Here is an 18,244-nt window from a genome sequence, read left to right as displayed (position 1 = left end):
ACCGCGATGACCAAGCACCGACCCCCCGCACCACGGTCCACCACCGGATACCGCGCCTCGCTGCCCTGGCGGATCATCACCGCCGGCGCGGAGTACGTCGACCGGCGCATCGGCTGGGACAAACTGCCCGTGCCGGCCGGTCTGCTGACCCTCCTCGGACTGCGCGTCAGGCTCCGGCAGAAGAATCTCCACGACACCGGCGCGATCCCCTCCGTGAACCAGCCCGATCCCGCGCCCCCTTCCGAGCTGCACCGGGTGAACCGGACCGCGGACGGCAGCCACAACGACCTCGACGAGCCCACGATGGGCATGGCGGGCACCCGCTTCGGCCGGAACATCCCGCTGGACCGCATCGCCCCGGCCGCCCCCGAGGACGTCCTCGCCGAGCCGAGTCCGCGCGAGGTCAGCCGCGCCCTGCTCACCCGGGAGGCGCTGACGCCGGCCGAGTCGGTGAACTCGCTGGTCGCCGCCTGGCTGCAGTTCATGGTCCGCGACTGGTTCAGCCACGGGACGAGCCCCGAGGACCGGCCCTGGGAAGTGCCCCTCATGGACGACGACCCCTGGCCGGAACAGCCCATGCGGATCATGCGGACCCCCGACGACCCGACCCGTGACCCGTCGGCGCCCGCCGGGACGCCCGACACCCGGGTGAACGTCTCCTCGCACTGGTGGGACGCCTCGCAGATCTACGGCACGAACGAGGCGGAACAGCGGCTGATGCGCACCGGCGAGCTGGGCAGGCTGCACCTGTGGGACGACGAGCAGTCCCCGATCCCCTCGGACCCCTCCCGCGATCCGTCGCGCGTGCCCGGCTTCTGGCTGGGTCTGGCGATGATGCACGACCTGTTCACCCGGGAGCACAACGCGATCTGCGACCACCTCCACGGGGCGTACCCCTCGTGGGGCGACGAGGAGCTGTTCCAGCGGGCCAGGCTGGTCAACGCCGCGCTGCTGGCCAAGATCCACACCGTGGAGTGGACGCCGGCCGTGATCAGCCACCCCACGACCGTGACGGCCCTGCGGGCCAACTGGTGGGGCATCGCGGGCGAGCGCGTCCACCGGCTGTTCGGCCGGATCAGCGACAGCGAGGTGATCAGCGGCATCCCGGGCGGAGAGACGGACCACTACGGCGTCCCGTACTCCCTCACGGAGGAGTTCGTCGCGGTGTACCGCATGCATCCGCTGATCCGGGACGAGTGGCATCTGCGCTCCGCCGCCGACGACGGGTCGCTGCGCCACTGCACCCTGCGGGACATCTCGGGGCCCGGGGCCCTGAAGGTCCTGGAGACCACCGGGATGGCGGATCTGCTCTACAGCTTCGGCACCCTGCACCCCGGGCTGGTCACCCTGCACAACTTCCCCAGGTTCCTCCAGGAGTTCGAACGCCCGGACGGCCATCTCCAGGATCTCGCGGCCACCGACATCCTGCGCTCCCGCGAGCTGGGCGTCCCCCGCTACAACGCGTTCCGGCGGCTGCTGCGTCTGAAGCCGGCCGGCTCGTTCGCGGAGCTGACGCACGACGAGGAGTGGGCACGGCAGATCGAGCGGGTCTACGACGGCGACATCGAGAAGGTCGACCTCATGGTCGGGCTGTACGCGGAGAAGCTGCCGGCCGGTTTCGCCTTCAGCGACACGGCGTTCCGCATCTTCATCCTGATGGCCTCGCGCCGCCTGAACAGCGACCGCTTCTTCACCGAGTACTACACGCCCGAGGTGTACTCGCGGGCCGGCATGGCCTGGATCGACGACAACAGCATGGGCACGGTCCTGCTGCGCCACCACCCCGAGCTGCGCACGGCTCTGGCGGGGCTGAAGAACGCCTTCGAGCCGTGGCGAACCGCTGGAAGGACGGTGGACTGACATGGATACGGCGGACAGGACCCGCGAGGAGCGCCGGCGCCAGACCGAGGCGGCCGCCGCGCGGTACGACGAGACCACGCGGGAACGACGGGACGTCGAGCGGCAGCAGGACGCCGGTGTCACCTTCCCCGACTCCGAACAGGCGCTGGCGGCCCGCGCGGCCCGGCTGCTCGACCGGAACGCGGTGTCCCCCGCGCTGGCGGTGGAGGCCGTCCGCGCCGAACCGCTGGCCGCGGGCGCGGCGTACGAACGCATCCTCGGGGTCTCCACGGAGCTGCAGGCCTGGAGCTTCCTGCCGCGCGGCGCCCGGGCGGCGCGGACGGTGGCCCGGATCTCGGTGCGGGAGAACGGGCGCGAGCTTCCGCTCGGCACCGGCTTCCTGGTGTCGCCGCGGCTGCTGATGACCAACCATCACGTCCTGCCCGACGCGGACACCGCCCGGCAGTGCTTCGTGGAGTTCGACGCCCAGGTCAGCATCGAGAACGCACCGCAGGCACCGATCCGGCTGGCCCTCGACCCCGACGGGTTCTTCGCGGCGGACGAACGCCTCGACTACGCCCTGGTGCTGCTCGTCCCGGGCCCGGACGGACGGCCGCCCGGGGAGACGTTCGGCTGGAACCGGCTGAGCGCCCAGCCGGGAAAGCTGGTGATCGGCGAACCCGTCAATGTCGTGGGCCACCCGATGGGGCGGCTGAAGGAGATCGCCGTACGCGACAACACGCTCCAGGTGCGTCTGGACGACTTCCTCCACTACAAGACGGACACCGAGCCGGGAAACTCGGGTTCCCCGGTCTTCAACGACCAGTGGGAGGTCGTCGCGCTGCACCACAGCGGGGTGCCCCGAAAGGACGAGCAGGGCCGGGTGCTCCGCACGGACGGTCAGGTGTGGCGGCCGGGGGACGGCGACGACGCCATCGACTGGGTGGCCAACGAAGGCGTCCGCATCGGTTCCGTCCTGCGGCATCTCGCCGCGCTGCCGCGTACCGCGCGGCCGTCGCCGCTGGAGGAGATGGGCCCCGAGTCGGGTCTGGTCCAGGCGCAGGCCGCGGCCCCCGCCGCTCCCACGGTGACCCCCTCGGTCACGCCGCCGCCTCCCGTCGCCGAGCGGACTCCGGTGCTCACGGGCCTGCGCGCCCGGGCGGGGGCCTTCGGCGGCAACCGGCATCTGGTCTTCCTGCACGGCCGTTCCCAGGAGAAGAAGGACCCCGAAAAGGTCCGCCGGGAATGGGCGGCAGGTCTCAACCAGGGGCTTGTACGGGCCGGACTCTCGCCCGTCGACCCGGAGGACATCTGGTTCCCCTACTACGGCGACACCCTCGTACAGTCCCTCACCACGCACGAGGCGGTGCCCCACACCATCGAGGCGCCGAGCGCCACGGCGGCCGAGGTGGTCGCCCCCTCCTCGCCGTCCGCCCGCGCGGTGTACGAGGAGTTGCTCGGCGAGGCGGCCGCCAAGTGGGACATGCCGCAGGAGCACCAGCTGGCCACCGAGCGCATCGGCCTCGGGGACGTCGTCGGCGCCCTGCACCGGCGGCTGAGCTGGCTGGCCGCCAGGAGCGACCTCGACGCCTGGGCCATCGCCCTCGTCTTCCGTGACGTGGCCGCGTATCTCGACGCCGACCGGCCCGTCCGGGACGAGGTCCTGAACTGCGTGCTGCAGACGGTGCCGGACTCGGGAGACGTGGTCCTCGTCAGCCACAGCCTCGGCACGGTCGTGGCCCTCGATCTGATCACCCGGCTGTCCCCGGGCGTGAACGTCGTGCATCTGACCACCGCGGGCAGCCCCCTCGGGCTGGACAGCGTGTACAGCCGGCTGCTGGTCGGCGGGCCCAAGCGTCCGGACAAGGTGGCGGACTGGCTCAACGCCTGGTGTCCGACGGACGCGGTGGCCATCGGCTGCCCCCTGGGCGACGACTGGGCCGACGGCCTCGTCGACCTCGCCGTCCTCAACGCCCGCGACCGGGCCCACAGCATCGTGGAATACCTCTCCCACACCGAGGTGGCCCGGTCGATCGGCAGCCGTCTCACGGCCTGAACCGGCCGCCCTCCGCCCGCCCTCCGGCCGACGCCCCGTCAGCCGGAGGGCGCGAGCCAGGGCTGAGGGTCGGTGTAGTAGCCGTCGTAGATCACCTCGAAGTGCAGATGCGGGCCGGTGGACAGGCCGGTGGAGCCGACCCGTCCGACCGGGGTGCCGGTCTGCACGGCCTGGCCCGCGGTGACGTCGATCCGGGAGAGATGGCTGTACGTCGTCTGGAGCCGCTTGCCCTCGATGGTGCCGTGGTCGACGACGACCCGGTTGCCGTAGGCCTTGGTCATGGCCGCGAAGACGACCGTGCCCGCGCGGGCCGCGGAGACCTGGGCGCCCTGGGGTGCGCCGAAGTCCACGCCGGTGTGGAGCTTGGTGACACCGGTGAGGGGGTGTTTGCGGGAGCCGTAGGGGGAGGTGATGGTGAGGGTGGTGACGGGCGGGGCGAGGAGGGCGCCGGCCTGGGCGCCCGCCGCGCCGCCGCCGCTCGGGTCCTCGCGGTCGAACTCGGCGTACTTCGCGAACAGGGCCTTGACCTCGCCGAGGTAGGTCGTCGCGTCGGAGGGCACGCGTCCCGCCTTCTTCACGGCGTCCGTGCCGACGGCGTAGGCGGCGAGGGTGAGGTCTACCAGGTCCCCGTTGACGGTTCCGTCGGTTCTCAGGTCGGTGACCTTTCGGGCGAGGGAGCAGTCCTGGCGGCCGAGCGCCATGATCGCGTCGGCCGGATCGCCGGGCGAGGACGTGCCGTTGCCGTCGTCGTCCTTGCCCCAGGTGCGCCACTGGGCGTCGGTGAAGCCCGCGATGCCCTGCCCGGTGGAGGCACCGGCGGAGGCGCCGGCCGTGGCGTTGTCCCAGCCGGTGAGCTGGTCGATCTGGGCGGCGAGCACGGACGGCGTGACGACGGTGCAGGCCTCCGCGGCCTTGCGCAGCCAGGGGCCGTAGGTGTCGTTGACGCCGGCCACCGCGTCCTGCTGGGTACCGCCGCCCGGGGTCCAGTCGTCGGGGAGTCCGCCGGTCAGGGCCAGGACTCCGGCGACGGCGGAGAGGGTGAGCAGTCCGGGAAGGACCAGGAAGACGACGGGGCCGGGACCGCGTCGGCGGGGCTTGGGGGGCGGGACCTGCTCCGGGGTTGCGGGCTCGGTCTCCCGCACCGGGGTGTCGACGGCGTGCTCTTCGCTCACGCGGGGAGCTCCGCGGGGAGTGTGCAGTTGTTCACGGGCGGACGGTAGCCCGTGGCCGGTCCGGTGTCACCGGACGCGAGGGCAGAACCGCTGCCCGCGGGGGCAGCCCTGCCCGGCGGGGGGTGTCGGGGGGCACTGGTAGAAAGAGCGGCGCACTGGCCGGGGCCCCGGGGCCGGCCGTCGTCGCCGCTCGGAAGGAACCCGCGTTGTCCCTCCCCCACATCAAGGAACTGCACGGTCTGCCGGTCCAGCTGTTCCCGCAGCCCCAGGCCGCGGGAGCGCCCTTGCCGGCGGCCGGTTCGGTCGCCTGGAAGCTCTCCAGCGGGCTCAGCGTGGACGAGGAGGACTTCGACGAGCACCTGGAACGCTTCCTCGACACGGTGGACCCGGCCGAGGTACGCGCCCTGGTCCTCGGCGGAGGTGCCTTCGGCGGCGAGCCGGACGGCTGCGACCCGGCCGAGACGGCCGGGCTGCTGGCCGGGGCGGCCGACCGGCTGACCGGTCTCCAGGCCCTCTATCTCGCCGACCTGAACTTCGAGGAGTCGGAGCTGTCCTGGCTGGTCCAGGGTGACGTCAGCCCGTTCCTCGACGCCTACCCCCGGCTGCGGGAGCTGGCGGTGCGTGGCTCGAACGGAGGCTACGGGGACGAGCCGGGAGTGCGGTTCGGTCCGCTGCGCCATGAGCATCTGCGGGTCCTGCGGTTCGAGAACGGCGGGCTGCCCGCCGAGCTGCTGCACGGGCTCGCCGCCTCGGAGCTGCCCGCCCTGGAGCACCTGGACGTGTGGCTGGGCGAGGAGTGGTACGGCCGTTCCGCCACCGTGGCCGACCTGGCGCCGATCCTGGACGGCTCGGGGCTGCCCGCGCTGCGCCGGCTGGGCCTGCAGAACGCCGACATCCAGGACGAGGTGGCCGCCGCCGTCGCCTCGGCTCCGGTGGTGGCCCGGCTGACCGCCCTGCACCTGGGCCGCGGCACCCTCACGGACGCCGGGGCCGAGGCGCTGCTGACCGGTCAGCCGCTGACGCACCTGGAGGAACTGGACCTGCACCACCACTATCTGTCGGACGCGATGGCGGAGCGGGTGCGGCAGGCGCTCGAGCCGCACGGGGTGCGGGTCGACGTGTCCGGCAGGCCGGAGCTGGAGGAGGACGAGGACCGGTACGTGGCCGCCGGTGAGTGACCCCACCGGCGGCCGTCCGTTCAGTCGACGACGACCAGCAGGTCGCCGCCCTCCACCTGCTGGATCCGGTTGATGGCGAGCCGGGTGACCCGGCCGCCCTTGGACGCGGTGATCGTCGCCTCCATCTTCATCGCCTCGATGGTGGCCACCGTGGCACCGGGCGCGACCTCGTCGCCCTCGGCGACGGCGAGCGTCACCACGCCCGCGAACGGGGCGGCGACATGGCGGGGGTTGGCGCGGTCGGCCTTCTCGGTCACCGGGATGTCGGAGGCCGCGGCCCGGTCGCGGACCTGGATGGGCCGCAGCTGGCCGTTGAGGCTGGACATCACCGTGCGCAGTCCGCGCTCGTCGGCCTCGCCCACGGCCTGCAGCTCGATCAGCAGCCGTACGCCGGGCTCCAGGTCGACGGAGTACTCCTTGCCCGGGCGCAGCCCGTAGAAGAAGTCCTTGCTGTCCAGGACGCTGGTGTCGCCGAAGGTCTGGCGGTGCGCCTCGAACTCGCGGGTGGGGGCGGGGAACAGCAGCCGGTTGAGGGTGGCGCGGCGGGACTTCTCCAGGCCGTCGCGGTCCTCGGCGGTGAGGTCGTTGACCGGCTTGGCGTCGGCGCGGCCCTCCAGGGCCTTGCTGCGGAACGGCTCGGGCCAGCCGCCGGGCGGGGTGCCCAGCTCGCCGCGGAGGAAGCCGATGACGGAGTCGGGGATGTCGTAGCGGTTGGGGGCCGCCTCGAAGTCCTGCGGGGAGACCCCGGCGCCGACCAGGTGCAGGGCGAGGTCGCCGACCACCTTGGAGGAGGGGGTCACCTTGACCAGGTGGCCGAGGATGCGGTCGGCGGCGGCGTACATCGCCTCGATGTCCTCGAAGCGGTCGCCGAGGCCGAGCGCGACGGCCTGGGTGCGCAGGTTGGAGAGCTGGCCGCCGGGGATCTCGTGGTGGTAGACGCGCCCGGTCGGGGAGGCGAGGCCCGCCTCGAAGGGGGCGTAGATGCGGCGGACGCTCTCCCAGTACGGCTCCAGGTCGCCGACGGCCTGGAGGTCCAGGCCGGTGGGGCGCTCGGAGTGGTCGGTGGCGGCGACGAGCGCCGACAGCGAGGGCTGGGAGGTCGTCCCGGCCATCGAGGCCACCGCGCCGTCCACCGCGTCCGCGCCCGCCTGGATCGCGGCGAGGTAGGTGGCGAGCTGACCGCCGGCGGTGTCGTGGGTGTGCAGGTGGACCGGCAGGTCGAACTCGCGGCGCAGGGCGGAGACCAGCTTGGCCGCGGCGGGCGCGCGCAGCAGGCCCGCCATGTCCTTGACGGCCAGGACGTGGGCGCCGGCCTCGACGATCTGCTCGGCGAGCCGCAGGTAGTAGTCGAGGGTGTACAGGCGCTCGTTCGGGTCGGACAGGTCCGAGGTGTAGCAGAGGGCCACCTCGGCGATCGCCGTGCCCGTCTCGCGTACGGCGTCGATGGCGGGGCGCATCTGGCCGACGTCGTTGAGGGCGTCGAAGATGCGGAAGATGTCGATGCCGGTGGCGGCGGCCTCCTGCACGAAGGCGTCGGTCACCTCGGTCGGGTAGGGGGTGTAGCCGACGGTGTTGCGGCCGCGCAGCAGCATCTGGAGGCAGATGTTGGGGACGGCCTCGCGCAGGGCGGCCAGCCGCTCCCAGGGGTCCTCGGCGAGGAAGCGCAGGGCCACGTCGTAGGTGGCGCCGCCCCAGCACTCCAGGGAGAGCAGGTCGGGCAGGGTGCGGGCGACCAGCGGGGCGGAGGCGAGGAGGTCCTTGGTGCGGACCCGGGTGGCCAGCAGGGACTGGTGGGCGTCGCGGAAGGTGGTGTCGGTGACGCCGATGGTCGGGGACTCGCGCAGCCAGCGGGCGAAGCCCTCGGCGCCGAGGTGGACCAGCCGCTGCCGGGAACCGGCCGGCGGCTCGCCGGCGGGCAGCGGGGGCAGCTTGGTGGTGGGCTCGATCAGCTCGGGGCGCTCGCCGTGCGGCTTGTTGACGGTGACGTCGGCGAGGTAGGTGAGCAGCTTGGTGCCGCGGTCGGCGGAGGAGCGGGCGGTCAGCAGGTGCGGGCGCTGCTCGATGAACGAGGTGGTGACCCGCCCGGCCTGGAAGTCGGTGTCGTCCAGGACGGCTTGGAGGAACGGGATGTTGGTGGCCACGCCGCGGATGCGGAACTCGGCGACGGCACGCCGGGCGCGCCGGATGGCCGCCTCGAGGTCCCGGCCCCGGCAGGTGAGCTTGACCAGCATGGAGTCGAAGTGGGCGCTGATCTCCGTACCGGCGTGGGTGGTTCCGCCGTCGAGCCGGATGCCGGAGCCGCCCGGGGAGCGGTAGGCGCTGATCCGTCCGGTGTCGGGGCGGAAGCCGTTGGCGGGGTCCTCGGTGGTGATACGGCACTGCAGGGCCGCGCCGCGCAGGGTGACCGTCTCCTGGGAGAGGCCGAGGTCGGCGAGGGTCTCGCCGGAGGCGATGCGCAGCTGGGCCTGGACGAGGTCGACGTCGGTGACCTCCTCGGTGACCGTGTGCTCGACCTGGATGCGGGGGTTCATCTCGATGAAGACGTGGTTGCCGTCGCGGTCGAGGAGGAACTCGACGGTGCCCGCGTTGCGGTAGCCGATCCGGCGGGCGAAGCGGACGGCGTCGGCGCAGATGCGCTCGCGCAGCTCCGGGTCCAGGTTGGGCGCGGGAGCCAGCTCGATGACCTTCTGGTGCCGGCGCTGGACGGAGCAGTCGCGCTCGAAGAGGTGCATGACGTTGCCCTCGCCGTCGGCGAGGATCTGCACCTCGATGTGGCGGGGGTCGACGACGGCCTTCTCCAGGAAGACGGTCGGGTCGCCGAAGGCGGACGCGGCCTCGCGGGAGGCGGCCTCGATGGACTCGCGCAGCACGGCCGGGTCCTCGACGCGGCGCATACCGCGGCCGCCGCCGCCCGCGACGGCCTTCACGAACACGGGGAAGCCGATCTCCTCGGCGGCCCGGACGAGTTCGTCGACGTCGTTGGAGGGGGCGGAGGAGCCGAGGACGGGGACGCCCGCCTCCCGGGCCGCCGCGACGGCGCTCGCCTTGTTGCCGGTCAGTTCGAGCGTGCGGGCGTCCGGGCCCACGAACGTGATGCCGGCCTCCTCGCACGCACGCGCCAGCTCGGGGTTCTCGGAGAGGAACCCGTAGCCCGGGTAGACGGCGTCGGCGCCCGCCCGGCGGGCGGCGGCGACGATCTCCTCCACGGAGAGGTAGGCGCGCACCGGATGACCGGGTTCGCCGATCTCGTAGGCTTCGTCGGCCTTCAGCCGGTGCAGTGAGTTGCGGTCCTCGTGCGGGAAGACGGCGACCGTGCGCGCGCCCAGCTCATAGCCGGCGCGGAACGCACGGATCGCGATCTCACCACGGTTGGCGACCAGCACCTTGCGGAACATCCTGGACCCCTTCAGCCTGACGGTGACGGGACCCATGGTGGCGGTGAGTGACTTTTTTGACCATGTGAGCCGGGCCACTCACCGGCATGTCTCGCTCGATGAGACGTGTTCCGCAGGGCGGATCAGGTCGCGGTGGCGGCCGCCGCCGCCCGGCCCGCCTGGCGTCCGGAGAAGAGACAGCCGCCGAGGAAGGTGCCCTCCAGGGAGCGGTAGCCGTGCACCCCGCCGCCGCCGAAACCGGCGACCTCGCCGGCCGCGTAGAGACCGGGCACGGGGTTGCCGGAGGCGTCCAGGACCCGGCCGGAGAGGTCGGTCTGGAGACCGCCGAGGGTCTTGCGGGTCAGGACGTTGAGGCGGACGGCGATCAGCGGTCCGGCGCTGGAGTCGAGGATCCGGTGGATGGACGCCGTACGGCTGAGGCTGTCACCGGTGTAGTTCAGCGCGTTGCGGATGCCCATGACCTGGACGTCCTTGGTGTACGCGTTGTCGATCTCCCGGTCGCGGGCCTCGATCTGCCGCTTGAGGTCGGCGAGGTCGATCAGTGAGGTGCCGGTCAGCTTGTTCATGCCGGCGACGAGGTCGGTGAGGGTGGTGGCGACGACGAAGTCCTCGCCCTTGTTCTTGAACTTCTCGATCGGCTCCGGGGTCTGCCAGATGCGGGTGAGCAGCTGCCAGATGTTCTTGTTGGTGAGGTCGGGGTTCTGTTCGGAACCGGAGAGCGCGAACTCCTTGGCGATGATCTTCTGGGTGGTGACGAACCAGGAGTAGTCGTAGCCGGAGTCGGTGATGGTCTTGAGGGTGTGCAGGGTGTCGTAGCCGGGGATGTCGGGCGTGTTGAACCGCTTGCCCGTCGCGTCGAACCACATCGAGGAGGGGCCGGGGAGGATCCGGATGCCGTGGCCGGGCCAGATGGGTTCGTAGTTCCTGAGGCCCTCGGTGTAGTGCCACATGCGGTCCGGGTTGACGATCCGGCCGCCCGCCTTCTCGGTGATGGCGAGCATCCGGCCGTCGACGTGCGCGGGGACGCCGGTGACCATGTACTTCGGCGGGGTGCCCATCCGGGCGGGCCAGTTCTGGCGGACCAGGTCGTGGTTGGCGCCGATGCCGCCGGAGGTGACGACGACGACCGGGGCGCGCAGTTCGAAGGAGCCGACGACCGTGCGGGAGCTGGCCTTGCCCCGGGCCGCGCTGCTGGGCTCCAGGACCGCCCCGCGCACCCCGGTGACGACTCCGCCGGTGGTGACGATCTCGTCGACGCGGTGGCGGAACTTGAAGGTGACCTTGTTCGCGTCGACCGCGGCCCGCACCTTCTTCTCGAAGGGCTCGACCACGGCCGGGCCGGTGCCCCAGGTGACGTGGAAGCGGGGTACGGAGTTGCCGTGTCCGGTGGCGAGGCCGCCGCCGCGCTCGGCCCAGCCGACGATCGGGAACCACTGCACGCCGAGCCCGGACAGCCAGGACCGCTTCTCGCCGGAGGCGAACTCGACGTACGCCTTGGCCCAGCGGGAGGCCCAGTAGTCCTGGCCCTTGGGGTCGTCGACGCCCCGGTCGAAGCCGGCCGTGCCCTGCCAGTCCTGCCAGGCCAGGTCGTAGGTGTCCTTGACGCCCATCAGGCGCTGTTCGTCGGAGTTGACGAAGAACAGTCCGCCGAAGGACCAGAAGGCCTGGCCGCCGATGCTCGCCTCGGGTTCCTGGTCGAGCAGGAGCACCTTGCGTCCGGCGGCGGCGAGTTCGGCGGTGGCGACCAGTCCGGCGAGGCCGTGGCCCACGACGATGGCGTCCGCGTCCTGCGACTCGACGGCGAAGGCCGGGAAGGCCTGGGCGGCGAGGGTCGCGCCCGCGACGACCCCGCCGGCCACGGTGAGCGCGTGGCGGCGGGTGATTCCGGCGGCTTCGGGGGTGTCCATGAGCGGCCCTCCTGGTGGCGTCACTGGGGGTGGTGCTTGGGGGATGCTTGGGAAAGGCTTGGTCGGTACATGGGTGGCGTGCGAAAGGGTGCGCCGGGGGCGGCCGCACTGTTACCGTCGGTAGCCCAACAGGAAACCAGGTCGTCACAGCGGTGCGGTAGTGCGTGGGCGCCAACGCGACAACCGCTTGCTTGTGGCCCGGAGACAGCGGCCGGGCGGGGAGGGGACCATGGCGGTCGTGCGCGGATCGGAACCGGTCACGGCGGTGCTGCGGGGCATGGCCGACGATCCGGACGTGTACGGCGAACTGGCGCGCGCGGCCCGCAGCCGCTCCCCCGAGCTGTCCCGGCTCACGGAGGAGGCGACCCGGTCGCATGTGACGGCGGTACTGCGGGCGGCGGCCCCCTGGTTCACGGCACCCGAGCAGGCCGGGCCGGTCGACGAACAGGACTTCACCGCCGCCCTGTTGCTGGGTGCCGACCGGGCCGTGCAGGGCGTGCCGATGACGGTGGTGCTGCGGGGGGTGCAGGCGGCGCTCGCCCGGGTGGCCGAGATCGTCGTGGACCGCTGCCGTTCGGCCGGTGTGCCGGACCGGGTCCTGCTGTCCGTGGTGCTGCGGCTGCAGGAGTACGGCGCCGCGGTGGAACGTCAGGTGATCCACGGCTACCGGGCCGCCGAGCACGACGCGCCGCGCGCGCTGGGGGCCGTGCGCACCCGGCTGCTGCACCAGGCCCTGCTCGGTGAAGTCGCCCCGCGCGCGGAGGAGTTGGCGCGGGCCGGGATCCGGGCGGACGCCGAGGGCCGCTACCACTGCCTGGTCGCGGCGCCCGCGCGCGCCGACGCCGTGCGTTCGGCACAGGGGGCGACCGTGCCGCTCGACGGCCGCACGGTCGGTCTCGGACCCCGTCCGCCCGAGGCCGGGGAGCTCGCGCCGGAGGCGCTCGTGGTGGTCGCGCCCGCCGTCACCCTGCCCGAACTACCGGGCGTGTACCGGCTGTTGGTGCGCGCCGTGGACCTCGGCCGGCAGCAGTCGCTGCATGGCCTGTACGACGTCACGGACTTCGCCGGTCGGATCGCGCTGACCGAACAGCCCTATCTGGGGGCGCTGTTGAGCCGCAGGCTGCTCGGGGAGCTGGATCCGGCGGACGCCTTCCATCGTCAACTCGCGCTCACCGCACTGGCGTTCCTGGACAACGGACGCCGGCTCGACCAGACCGCGGCGGCCCTGTTCACCCATCCCAACACCGTCCGCTACCGCCTCGGCCGGTTGCGTCAGATCACCTCCGCCTCCCTCACCGACGGCGACGGCGGCCCGCTCGCCGCCCTGCACTGGTGGTGGGCGCTCACCGCGTGGCTGGAGACGCCAACACAGCACTGAGCAGGGGGGCTTGGGACCCATGACAGTTTGTTCGACCTGTCGGACATTGTTCGAGAAGTCTTGACGTGACCGTGTACACCGTTTGACACTCTCGCAACATCACGTCACACGGCTGAAACGGCGGTCTCCTATGACGCAGAGAAAACGCTTCCGCTTCCGTGCGAGACGCGGGGCGGGCCAACTGGCCGCCGTGACCGCCGTATCGCTCCTCATGGGTCTCACCGCGACAACCGCACCGGCTCAGGCCGCGGACGACCTCACCGACGGACTCGCCCTCTGGTACAAGCTCGACGGCGCCTCCGGCACGACCGTGCCCGACGCCTCCGGCCACGGCCTGGACGGCACCCTCAACGGCACCGCCGACTGGTCAGGGCAGGGGCTCGGCTTCAACGGCTCGGACACCTACGTCAAGGTGCCGAACGACGTGATGAAGGGCCTGACGTCGATCAGCGTCGCCTTCGACGTGAAGCTCGACGCCGCGCAGAGCACGCCGTACTTCCTCTACGGATTCGGCAACACCAGCGGCAGCAACGGCAACGGCTATCTCTTCGCCACCGGCAACTCGCTGCGCACCTCGATCGCCACCGGCAACTGGTCGACGGAACAGACCACCAAGCCCTCCGACTCCCGCAACCTCACCCGCTCGGTGTGGAAGAACGTCACCTACACCCAGACGGGCACCACGGGTGTCCTGTACGAGGACGGCGTCGAGGTCGCCCGCAACACCTCGGTGACCATCACCCCGGGCGCGATCGGCTCCGGCACGACCACCGCCAACTACGTCGGCAAGTCCGTCTACTCGGGCGACAAGCTGTTCAAGGGCAGCATGCGCGACTTCCGGGTGTACGACCGCGCCCTGGCCGCGTCCGAGGTCGAGCAGCTCGCGCTCCCCGTCGCCACCCAGGGCGTCGAGGACGACAAGGCGGCCCTCGACCTGGGCGACACCAGCGCGGTCACCGCCGACCTCACGCTGCCGAAGACCGGCACGGCCGGCGGCTCCACCATCACCTGGGCCAGCGACGACACCGACCTCGTCACGGACACCGGCAAGGTGACCCGTCCCGCCGCGGGCCGGCCCGACGGCCACGCCACGCTCACCGCGACCCTGAAGAAGGGCACGGTCACCGCCACCAGGACCTTCGACGTGACCGTGCTCTCGGCCTTCGACGACGGGACCGCGACCGAACAGGCCGCCGCGGCGCTGACCGTCCACAACCTCGACGACGTACGCGGCAACCTCACCCTGCCGGCCTCCGGCACCTACGGCACGGCCGTCACCTGGTCCTCCGCCGACCCGGACGTCGTCTCGGCCGACGGCACGGTCCACCGCCCCGCCCACGGCGCGGGCGCCACCACGGTCGAGCTCACCGCGACGGTCACCAAGGGCGACGCGAAGGCGACCCGGGTGTTCACCGCGAAGGTCCCCGAACTCCCCGCGAAGGAAGCCCTCAAGGGCTACATGTTCAGCTACTTCACGGGCGAGGGCACGGCCAACGGCGAGCAGCTCTACGCCGCGCTCAGCAAGGGGAACGACCCGCTGCACTGGCGTGAGCTGAACGACGGCGAGCCCGTGCTGACCTCGACGCTCGGCGAGCAGGGCCTGCGCGACCCGTTCATCATCCGCTCCCCCGAGGGCGACAAGTTCTACCAGATCGCCACCGACCTCAGGATCTACGGCAACGGCGACTGGGACGCCGCCCAGCGCACCGGCAGCAAGTCCATCATGGTCTGGGAGTCCACCGACCTGGTGCACTGGACGAACCAGCGCCTGGTGCAGGTCTCCCCCGACAGCGCCGGCAACACCTGGGCTCCCGAGGCGTACTACGACAGCGACCTCGGCGAGTACGTCGTCTTCTGGGCGTCGAAGCTGTACGACAACGAGGCGCACTCCGGCGACACCTACAACCGGATGATGTACGCCACCACCCGCGACTTCTACACCTTCAGCGAGCCCAAGGTCTGGATCGACCGCGGTTACTCCGTCATCGACTCCACGGTCATCCAGCACGACGGCACCTACTTCCGGCTGTCGAAGGACGAGCGCAACAACACCTCCTCCACGCCCAACAGCAAGTTCATCTTCGAGGAAAAGAGCGACTCGCTGCTGAACCTGTCCTGGGACGCGGTCGCCGAGGGCATCGGCAAGGGCGCGATGAACGCGGCCGAGGGCCCGCTGGTGTTCAAGTCGAACACCGAGGACAAGTGGTACGCCTTCCTCGACGAGTTCGGCGGGCGCGGCTACATCCCCTTCGAGACCACCGACCTCGCCTCCGGCAGCTGGACGCCGGTCGCCGACTACGACCTGCCCTCACGGCCCCGCCACGGCACGGTCCTGCCCGTCACCCAGGCCGAGTACGACCGGCTGCTCACCGCCTACCAGCCGGACCAGCTCGTCACCGGTGTCGAGGACGTCACGGTGAAGACGCGGACCGGCGAGGCGCCGGTGCTGCCCGCGACGGTGATCGCCACCTACTCCGACGGGGTCGAGCGGCCGGTGGCCGTGAGCTGGGACGACGTCCCGGCGTCGGCGTACGCGCAGCCCGGTGAGTTCACCGTGACGGGCAGCCTGCCCGACGGCGCCGCGCTCCCCGTACGGGCCGAGGTGACGGTCTCCGCGGAGGGCGCCGACGTGCCCGCCGACCTGCTGCTGCGCTACGGCTTCGACGAGACGTCCGGCAACATCGCCGTCGACTCCAGCGGCCACGGCTACCACGGCACCTACGTCCGCACGCCCGCCTTCGGCACCGGCGTGAGCGGCGGCTCGTTCAGCATGTCCGGCGCGAGCGACTCGCCGTATGTGAAGATCCCCAACGGTGTGCTGAAGAACGCCGACAGCGTGACCGTCTCGACGTACGCCAAGTGGAAGGGCGGCAGCAACTGGCAGTGGCTGTTCGGACTGGGCCCGGACAGCAACAAGTACCTCTTCGCGAGCCCCTCCAACGGCTCCTCGAAGCTGTACTCGGCCATCACCAAGGCCAGTTGGTCGGCGGAGTCGAAGCTGACGGCGGGCTCGCAGCTCACCGCCGGCGAGTGGCGGCACGTGACCGTCACCCTGGACGGCTCGACCGGCACGATGGTCCTCTACGTGGACGGCATCGAGGCGGCCCGGGCGACCGGCGTCGGCATCAAGCCCTCCGAGCTGTACGACGCCGACAAGGACTACAGCGGCTACATCGGACGCTCCCTGTACGCGGCCGACCCGTACTTCGGCGGTGAGGTCGACGACTTCCGGATCTACGACCGCGCCCTGTCGGCGGCCGAGGTGATGGAGCTCAGCGGCAACACCACGGGCATCGCGCGCGCCACCCACCCGGCGCTCAAGGTCGACGCGCTCATCGACAACGGCGACAGCCGCATCACCCTGCCCCTGAAGGAGGGCACCGACCTCACCGCGCTGGCACCGGAGTTCAGCCTCGCCCACGGCGCGGCGATCAGCCCCGCCTCGGGCAGCGTGCAGGACTTCACCAAGCCGGTGACGTACGAGGTGACGGGCTCCGACGGCAAGAAGCGCACCTGGACGGTCTCGGCGCTCGAGATGAAGAGCCCGGTGCTGCCGGGGCTCAACGCCGACCCGAACATCGTCCGCTTCGGCGACACCTTCTATCTGTACCCGACGACCGACGGCTTCGACGGCTGGAGCGGTACGCAGTTCAAGGCGTACTCCTCGACCGACCTGGTGCACTGGACGGACCACGGCGTCATCCTCGACCTGGGGCCGGACGTGAGCTGGGCGGACAGCAGGGCCTGGGCGCCGACGATCGCCGAGAAGAACGGGAAGTACTACTTCTACTTCTGCGCCGACGCGAACATCGGCGTGGCGGTCTCCGACTCGCCCACGGGTCCCTTCAAGGACGCGCTCGGCGCACCGCTGCTGAAGGCGGGCCAGCTGAGCGGCCAGATGATCGACCCGGCCGTGTTCACCGACGACGACGGTCAGTCGTACCTCTACTGGGGCAACGGCCACGCGTACGTGGCGCCGCTGAACGCCGACATGACCTCGATCGACACCGCGCAGATCAAGGACATCACCCCGAGCGGCTACAACGAGGGCTCGTTCGTGGTGAAGCGCAAGGGCACCTACTACTTCATGTGGTCGGAGAACGACACCCGCGACGAGAACTACCGCGTCGCCTACGCCACCGGCTCCTCCCCCACCGGCCCCTGGACCAAGCGGGGCGTGATCCTGGAGAAGGACGCCTCGCAGGGCATCCTGGGCACCGGCCACCACTCGGTCGTCCAGGTCCCGGGCACGGACGACTGGTACATCGCCTACCACCGCTTCGCGATCCCCGGCGGTGACGGCACCCACCGTGAGACCACCATCGACAGGATGGAGTTCGACGCGGACGGCCTCATCGAGAAGGTCGTGCCCACGCTCACGAGCATCGACCCGGTCGCCGTCGTGCACGCCGGCCCCGACACCACCGGCACGGAGGGCGACGCGATCGCCCTGAACGGCACGCACTCCGGCGCGGGCGGCCCGAAGTGGACGGTCGAACAGGGCGCGCCCTGCACGATCGCCGACGCGGGGGCGGCCCGGACCACGGTGACCTGCACCGACAACGGCACGTTCACCCTCACCCTGACCGGTGGGCGCAGCACCGACACGGCCGTGGTGACGGTCGGGAACGCGGCTCCGGTCCTCACCTCCGCCACCGGTCCGAGGGCTCCGGCCCCGGTCGGCCGCCGGACTTCCGTCGCGGTCTCCTTCACCGACGCGGGCACCGCCGACACCCACACCTGCACCGTCGACTGGAAGGACGGCACCAAGCCGGCGGCGGGCAAGATCATCTCGTCCGGCTGCATCGCGGAGCACACCTACACCTCGGCGGGCCTCCGCCGGCCGGTGATCACGGTCACCGACGACGACGGCGCGTCGGTCGGCCGTACGCTCCCCGAGATCGTCGTGTACGACCGCTCGGCCGGTCCGGTGGTGGGCGCGGGCGCCGTCGGCACCCGGGGCTTCTTCACCGTCGCCGCCCGCTACCTCCCGCAGGCCGCCACCCCGCTGGGTCAGGTCACCTACGTCTCCGGCCCGGCCCGGGTGAAGTTCCGCTCCACCGGCCTCGACTGGCTCGTCGTCACCGGCTCGAAGGCGGTCCTCGAGGGCTCCGGCACGGTGGCCGGCAAGAAGGGCTATGCCTTCCGGGTCACGGCCACGGACGGTCCCGACTCCTTCGCCATCAAGATCTGGAAGAAGTCCGACGGCACGGTGGTCGTCGACACGGGGGCGGGGGTGAAGCCCGGCTCCCTGACGATCGGAACGCACCGCCGCTAGCACCGGGTTAAGGTCATGGGCCCTCTGCGCACGCAGGGGGC

Annotated in this window: 8 protein-coding genes; 5 read left to right on the top strand and 3 right to left on the bottom strand. The window is 71.5% G+C overall.

Annotation, left to right across the window (positions count from 1 at the left end; all coding sequences use genetic code 11):
• Positions 1 to 6: 6 nt before the first annotated feature.
• Together ABZ490_RS06230 and ABZ490_RS06225 are read left to right on the top strand one after the other, a co-directional pair.
• A complete protein-coding gene (locus tag ABZ490_RS06230; RefSeq protein ID WP_358984926.1) occupies positions 7 to 1,860 on the top strand; it encodes a peroxidase family protein in 1,854 nt (617 codons plus the stop codon).
• A 1-nt stretch (position 1,861) separates the two neighbouring features.
• Complete coding sequence (locus ABZ490_RS06225; RefSeq protein WP_358984923.1) at positions 1,862 to 3,895, top strand: serine protease; 2,034 nt, start codon at positions 1,862 to 1,864, stop codon at positions 3,893 to 3,895.
• A 38-nt stretch (positions 3,896 to 3,933) separates the two neighbouring features.
• Here ABZ490_RS06225 and ABZ490_RS06220 read toward each other — a convergent pair whose 3' ends face one another.
• On the bottom strand, positions 3,934 to 5,067 hold the full coding sequence (locus ABZ490_RS06220; protein WP_358984920.1) for a M23 family metallopeptidase: 1,134 nt from the start codon (positions 5,065 to 5,067) through the stop codon (positions 3,934 to 3,936).
• Positions 5,068 to 5,273: 206 nt separating this feature from the next.
• Between ABZ490_RS06220 and ABZ490_RS06215 the strand changes: the two genes are divergently transcribed.
• Positions 5,274 to 6,245, top strand: coding sequence for an STM4015 family protein (locus ABZ490_RS06215; RefSeq protein ID WP_358984917.1), 972 nt, complete (start codon positions 5,274 to 5,276; stop codon positions 6,243 to 6,245).
• Positions 6,246 to 6,265: 20 nt separating this feature from the next.
• Here ABZ490_RS06215 and ABZ490_RS06210 read toward each other — a convergent pair whose 3' ends face one another.
• Together ABZ490_RS06210 and ABZ490_RS06205 are read right to left on the bottom strand one after the other, a co-directional pair.
• Positions 6,266 to 9,640, bottom strand: a complete 3,375-nt coding sequence (locus ABZ490_RS06210; RefSeq protein ID WP_358984914.1) for a pyruvate carboxylase — start codon at positions 9,638 to 9,640, stop codon at positions 6,266 to 6,268.
• A 122-nt stretch (positions 9,641 to 9,762) separates the two neighbouring features.
• Positions 9,763 to 11,547: an FAD-binding dehydrogenase gene (locus ABZ490_RS06205; RefSeq protein ID WP_358984911.1), complete on the bottom strand. Its 1,785-nt coding sequence runs from the start codon at positions 11,545 to 11,547 to the stop codon at positions 9,763 to 9,765.
• Between the two features lie 229 nt (positions 11,548 to 11,776).
• Between ABZ490_RS06205 and ABZ490_RS06200 the strand changes: the two genes are divergently transcribed.
• Positions 11,777 to 12,925, top strand: a complete 1,149-nt coding sequence (locus ABZ490_RS06200) for a helix-turn-helix domain-containing protein (RefSeq protein WP_358984908.1) — start codon at positions 11,777 to 11,779, stop codon at positions 12,923 to 12,925.
• Positions 12,926 to 13,055: 130 nt separating this feature from the next.
• Positions 13,056 to 18,203: a family 43 glycosylhydrolase gene (locus tag ABZ490_RS06195; protein ID WP_358984906.1), complete on the top strand. Its 5,148-nt coding sequence runs from the start codon at positions 13,056 to 13,058 to the stop codon at positions 18,201 to 18,203.
• Positions 18,204 to 18,244: the final 41 nt, after the last annotated feature.

It is taken from the genome of Streptomyces sp. NPDC005811 (assembly GCF_040630405.1).
GTDB lineage: Bacteria > Actinomycetota > Actinomycetes > Streptomycetales > Streptomycetaceae > Streptomyces.
The sequence above is the reverse complement of the archived record's forward strand: the minus strand, read 5'-3'. Positions and strand labels throughout refer to the sequence as shown.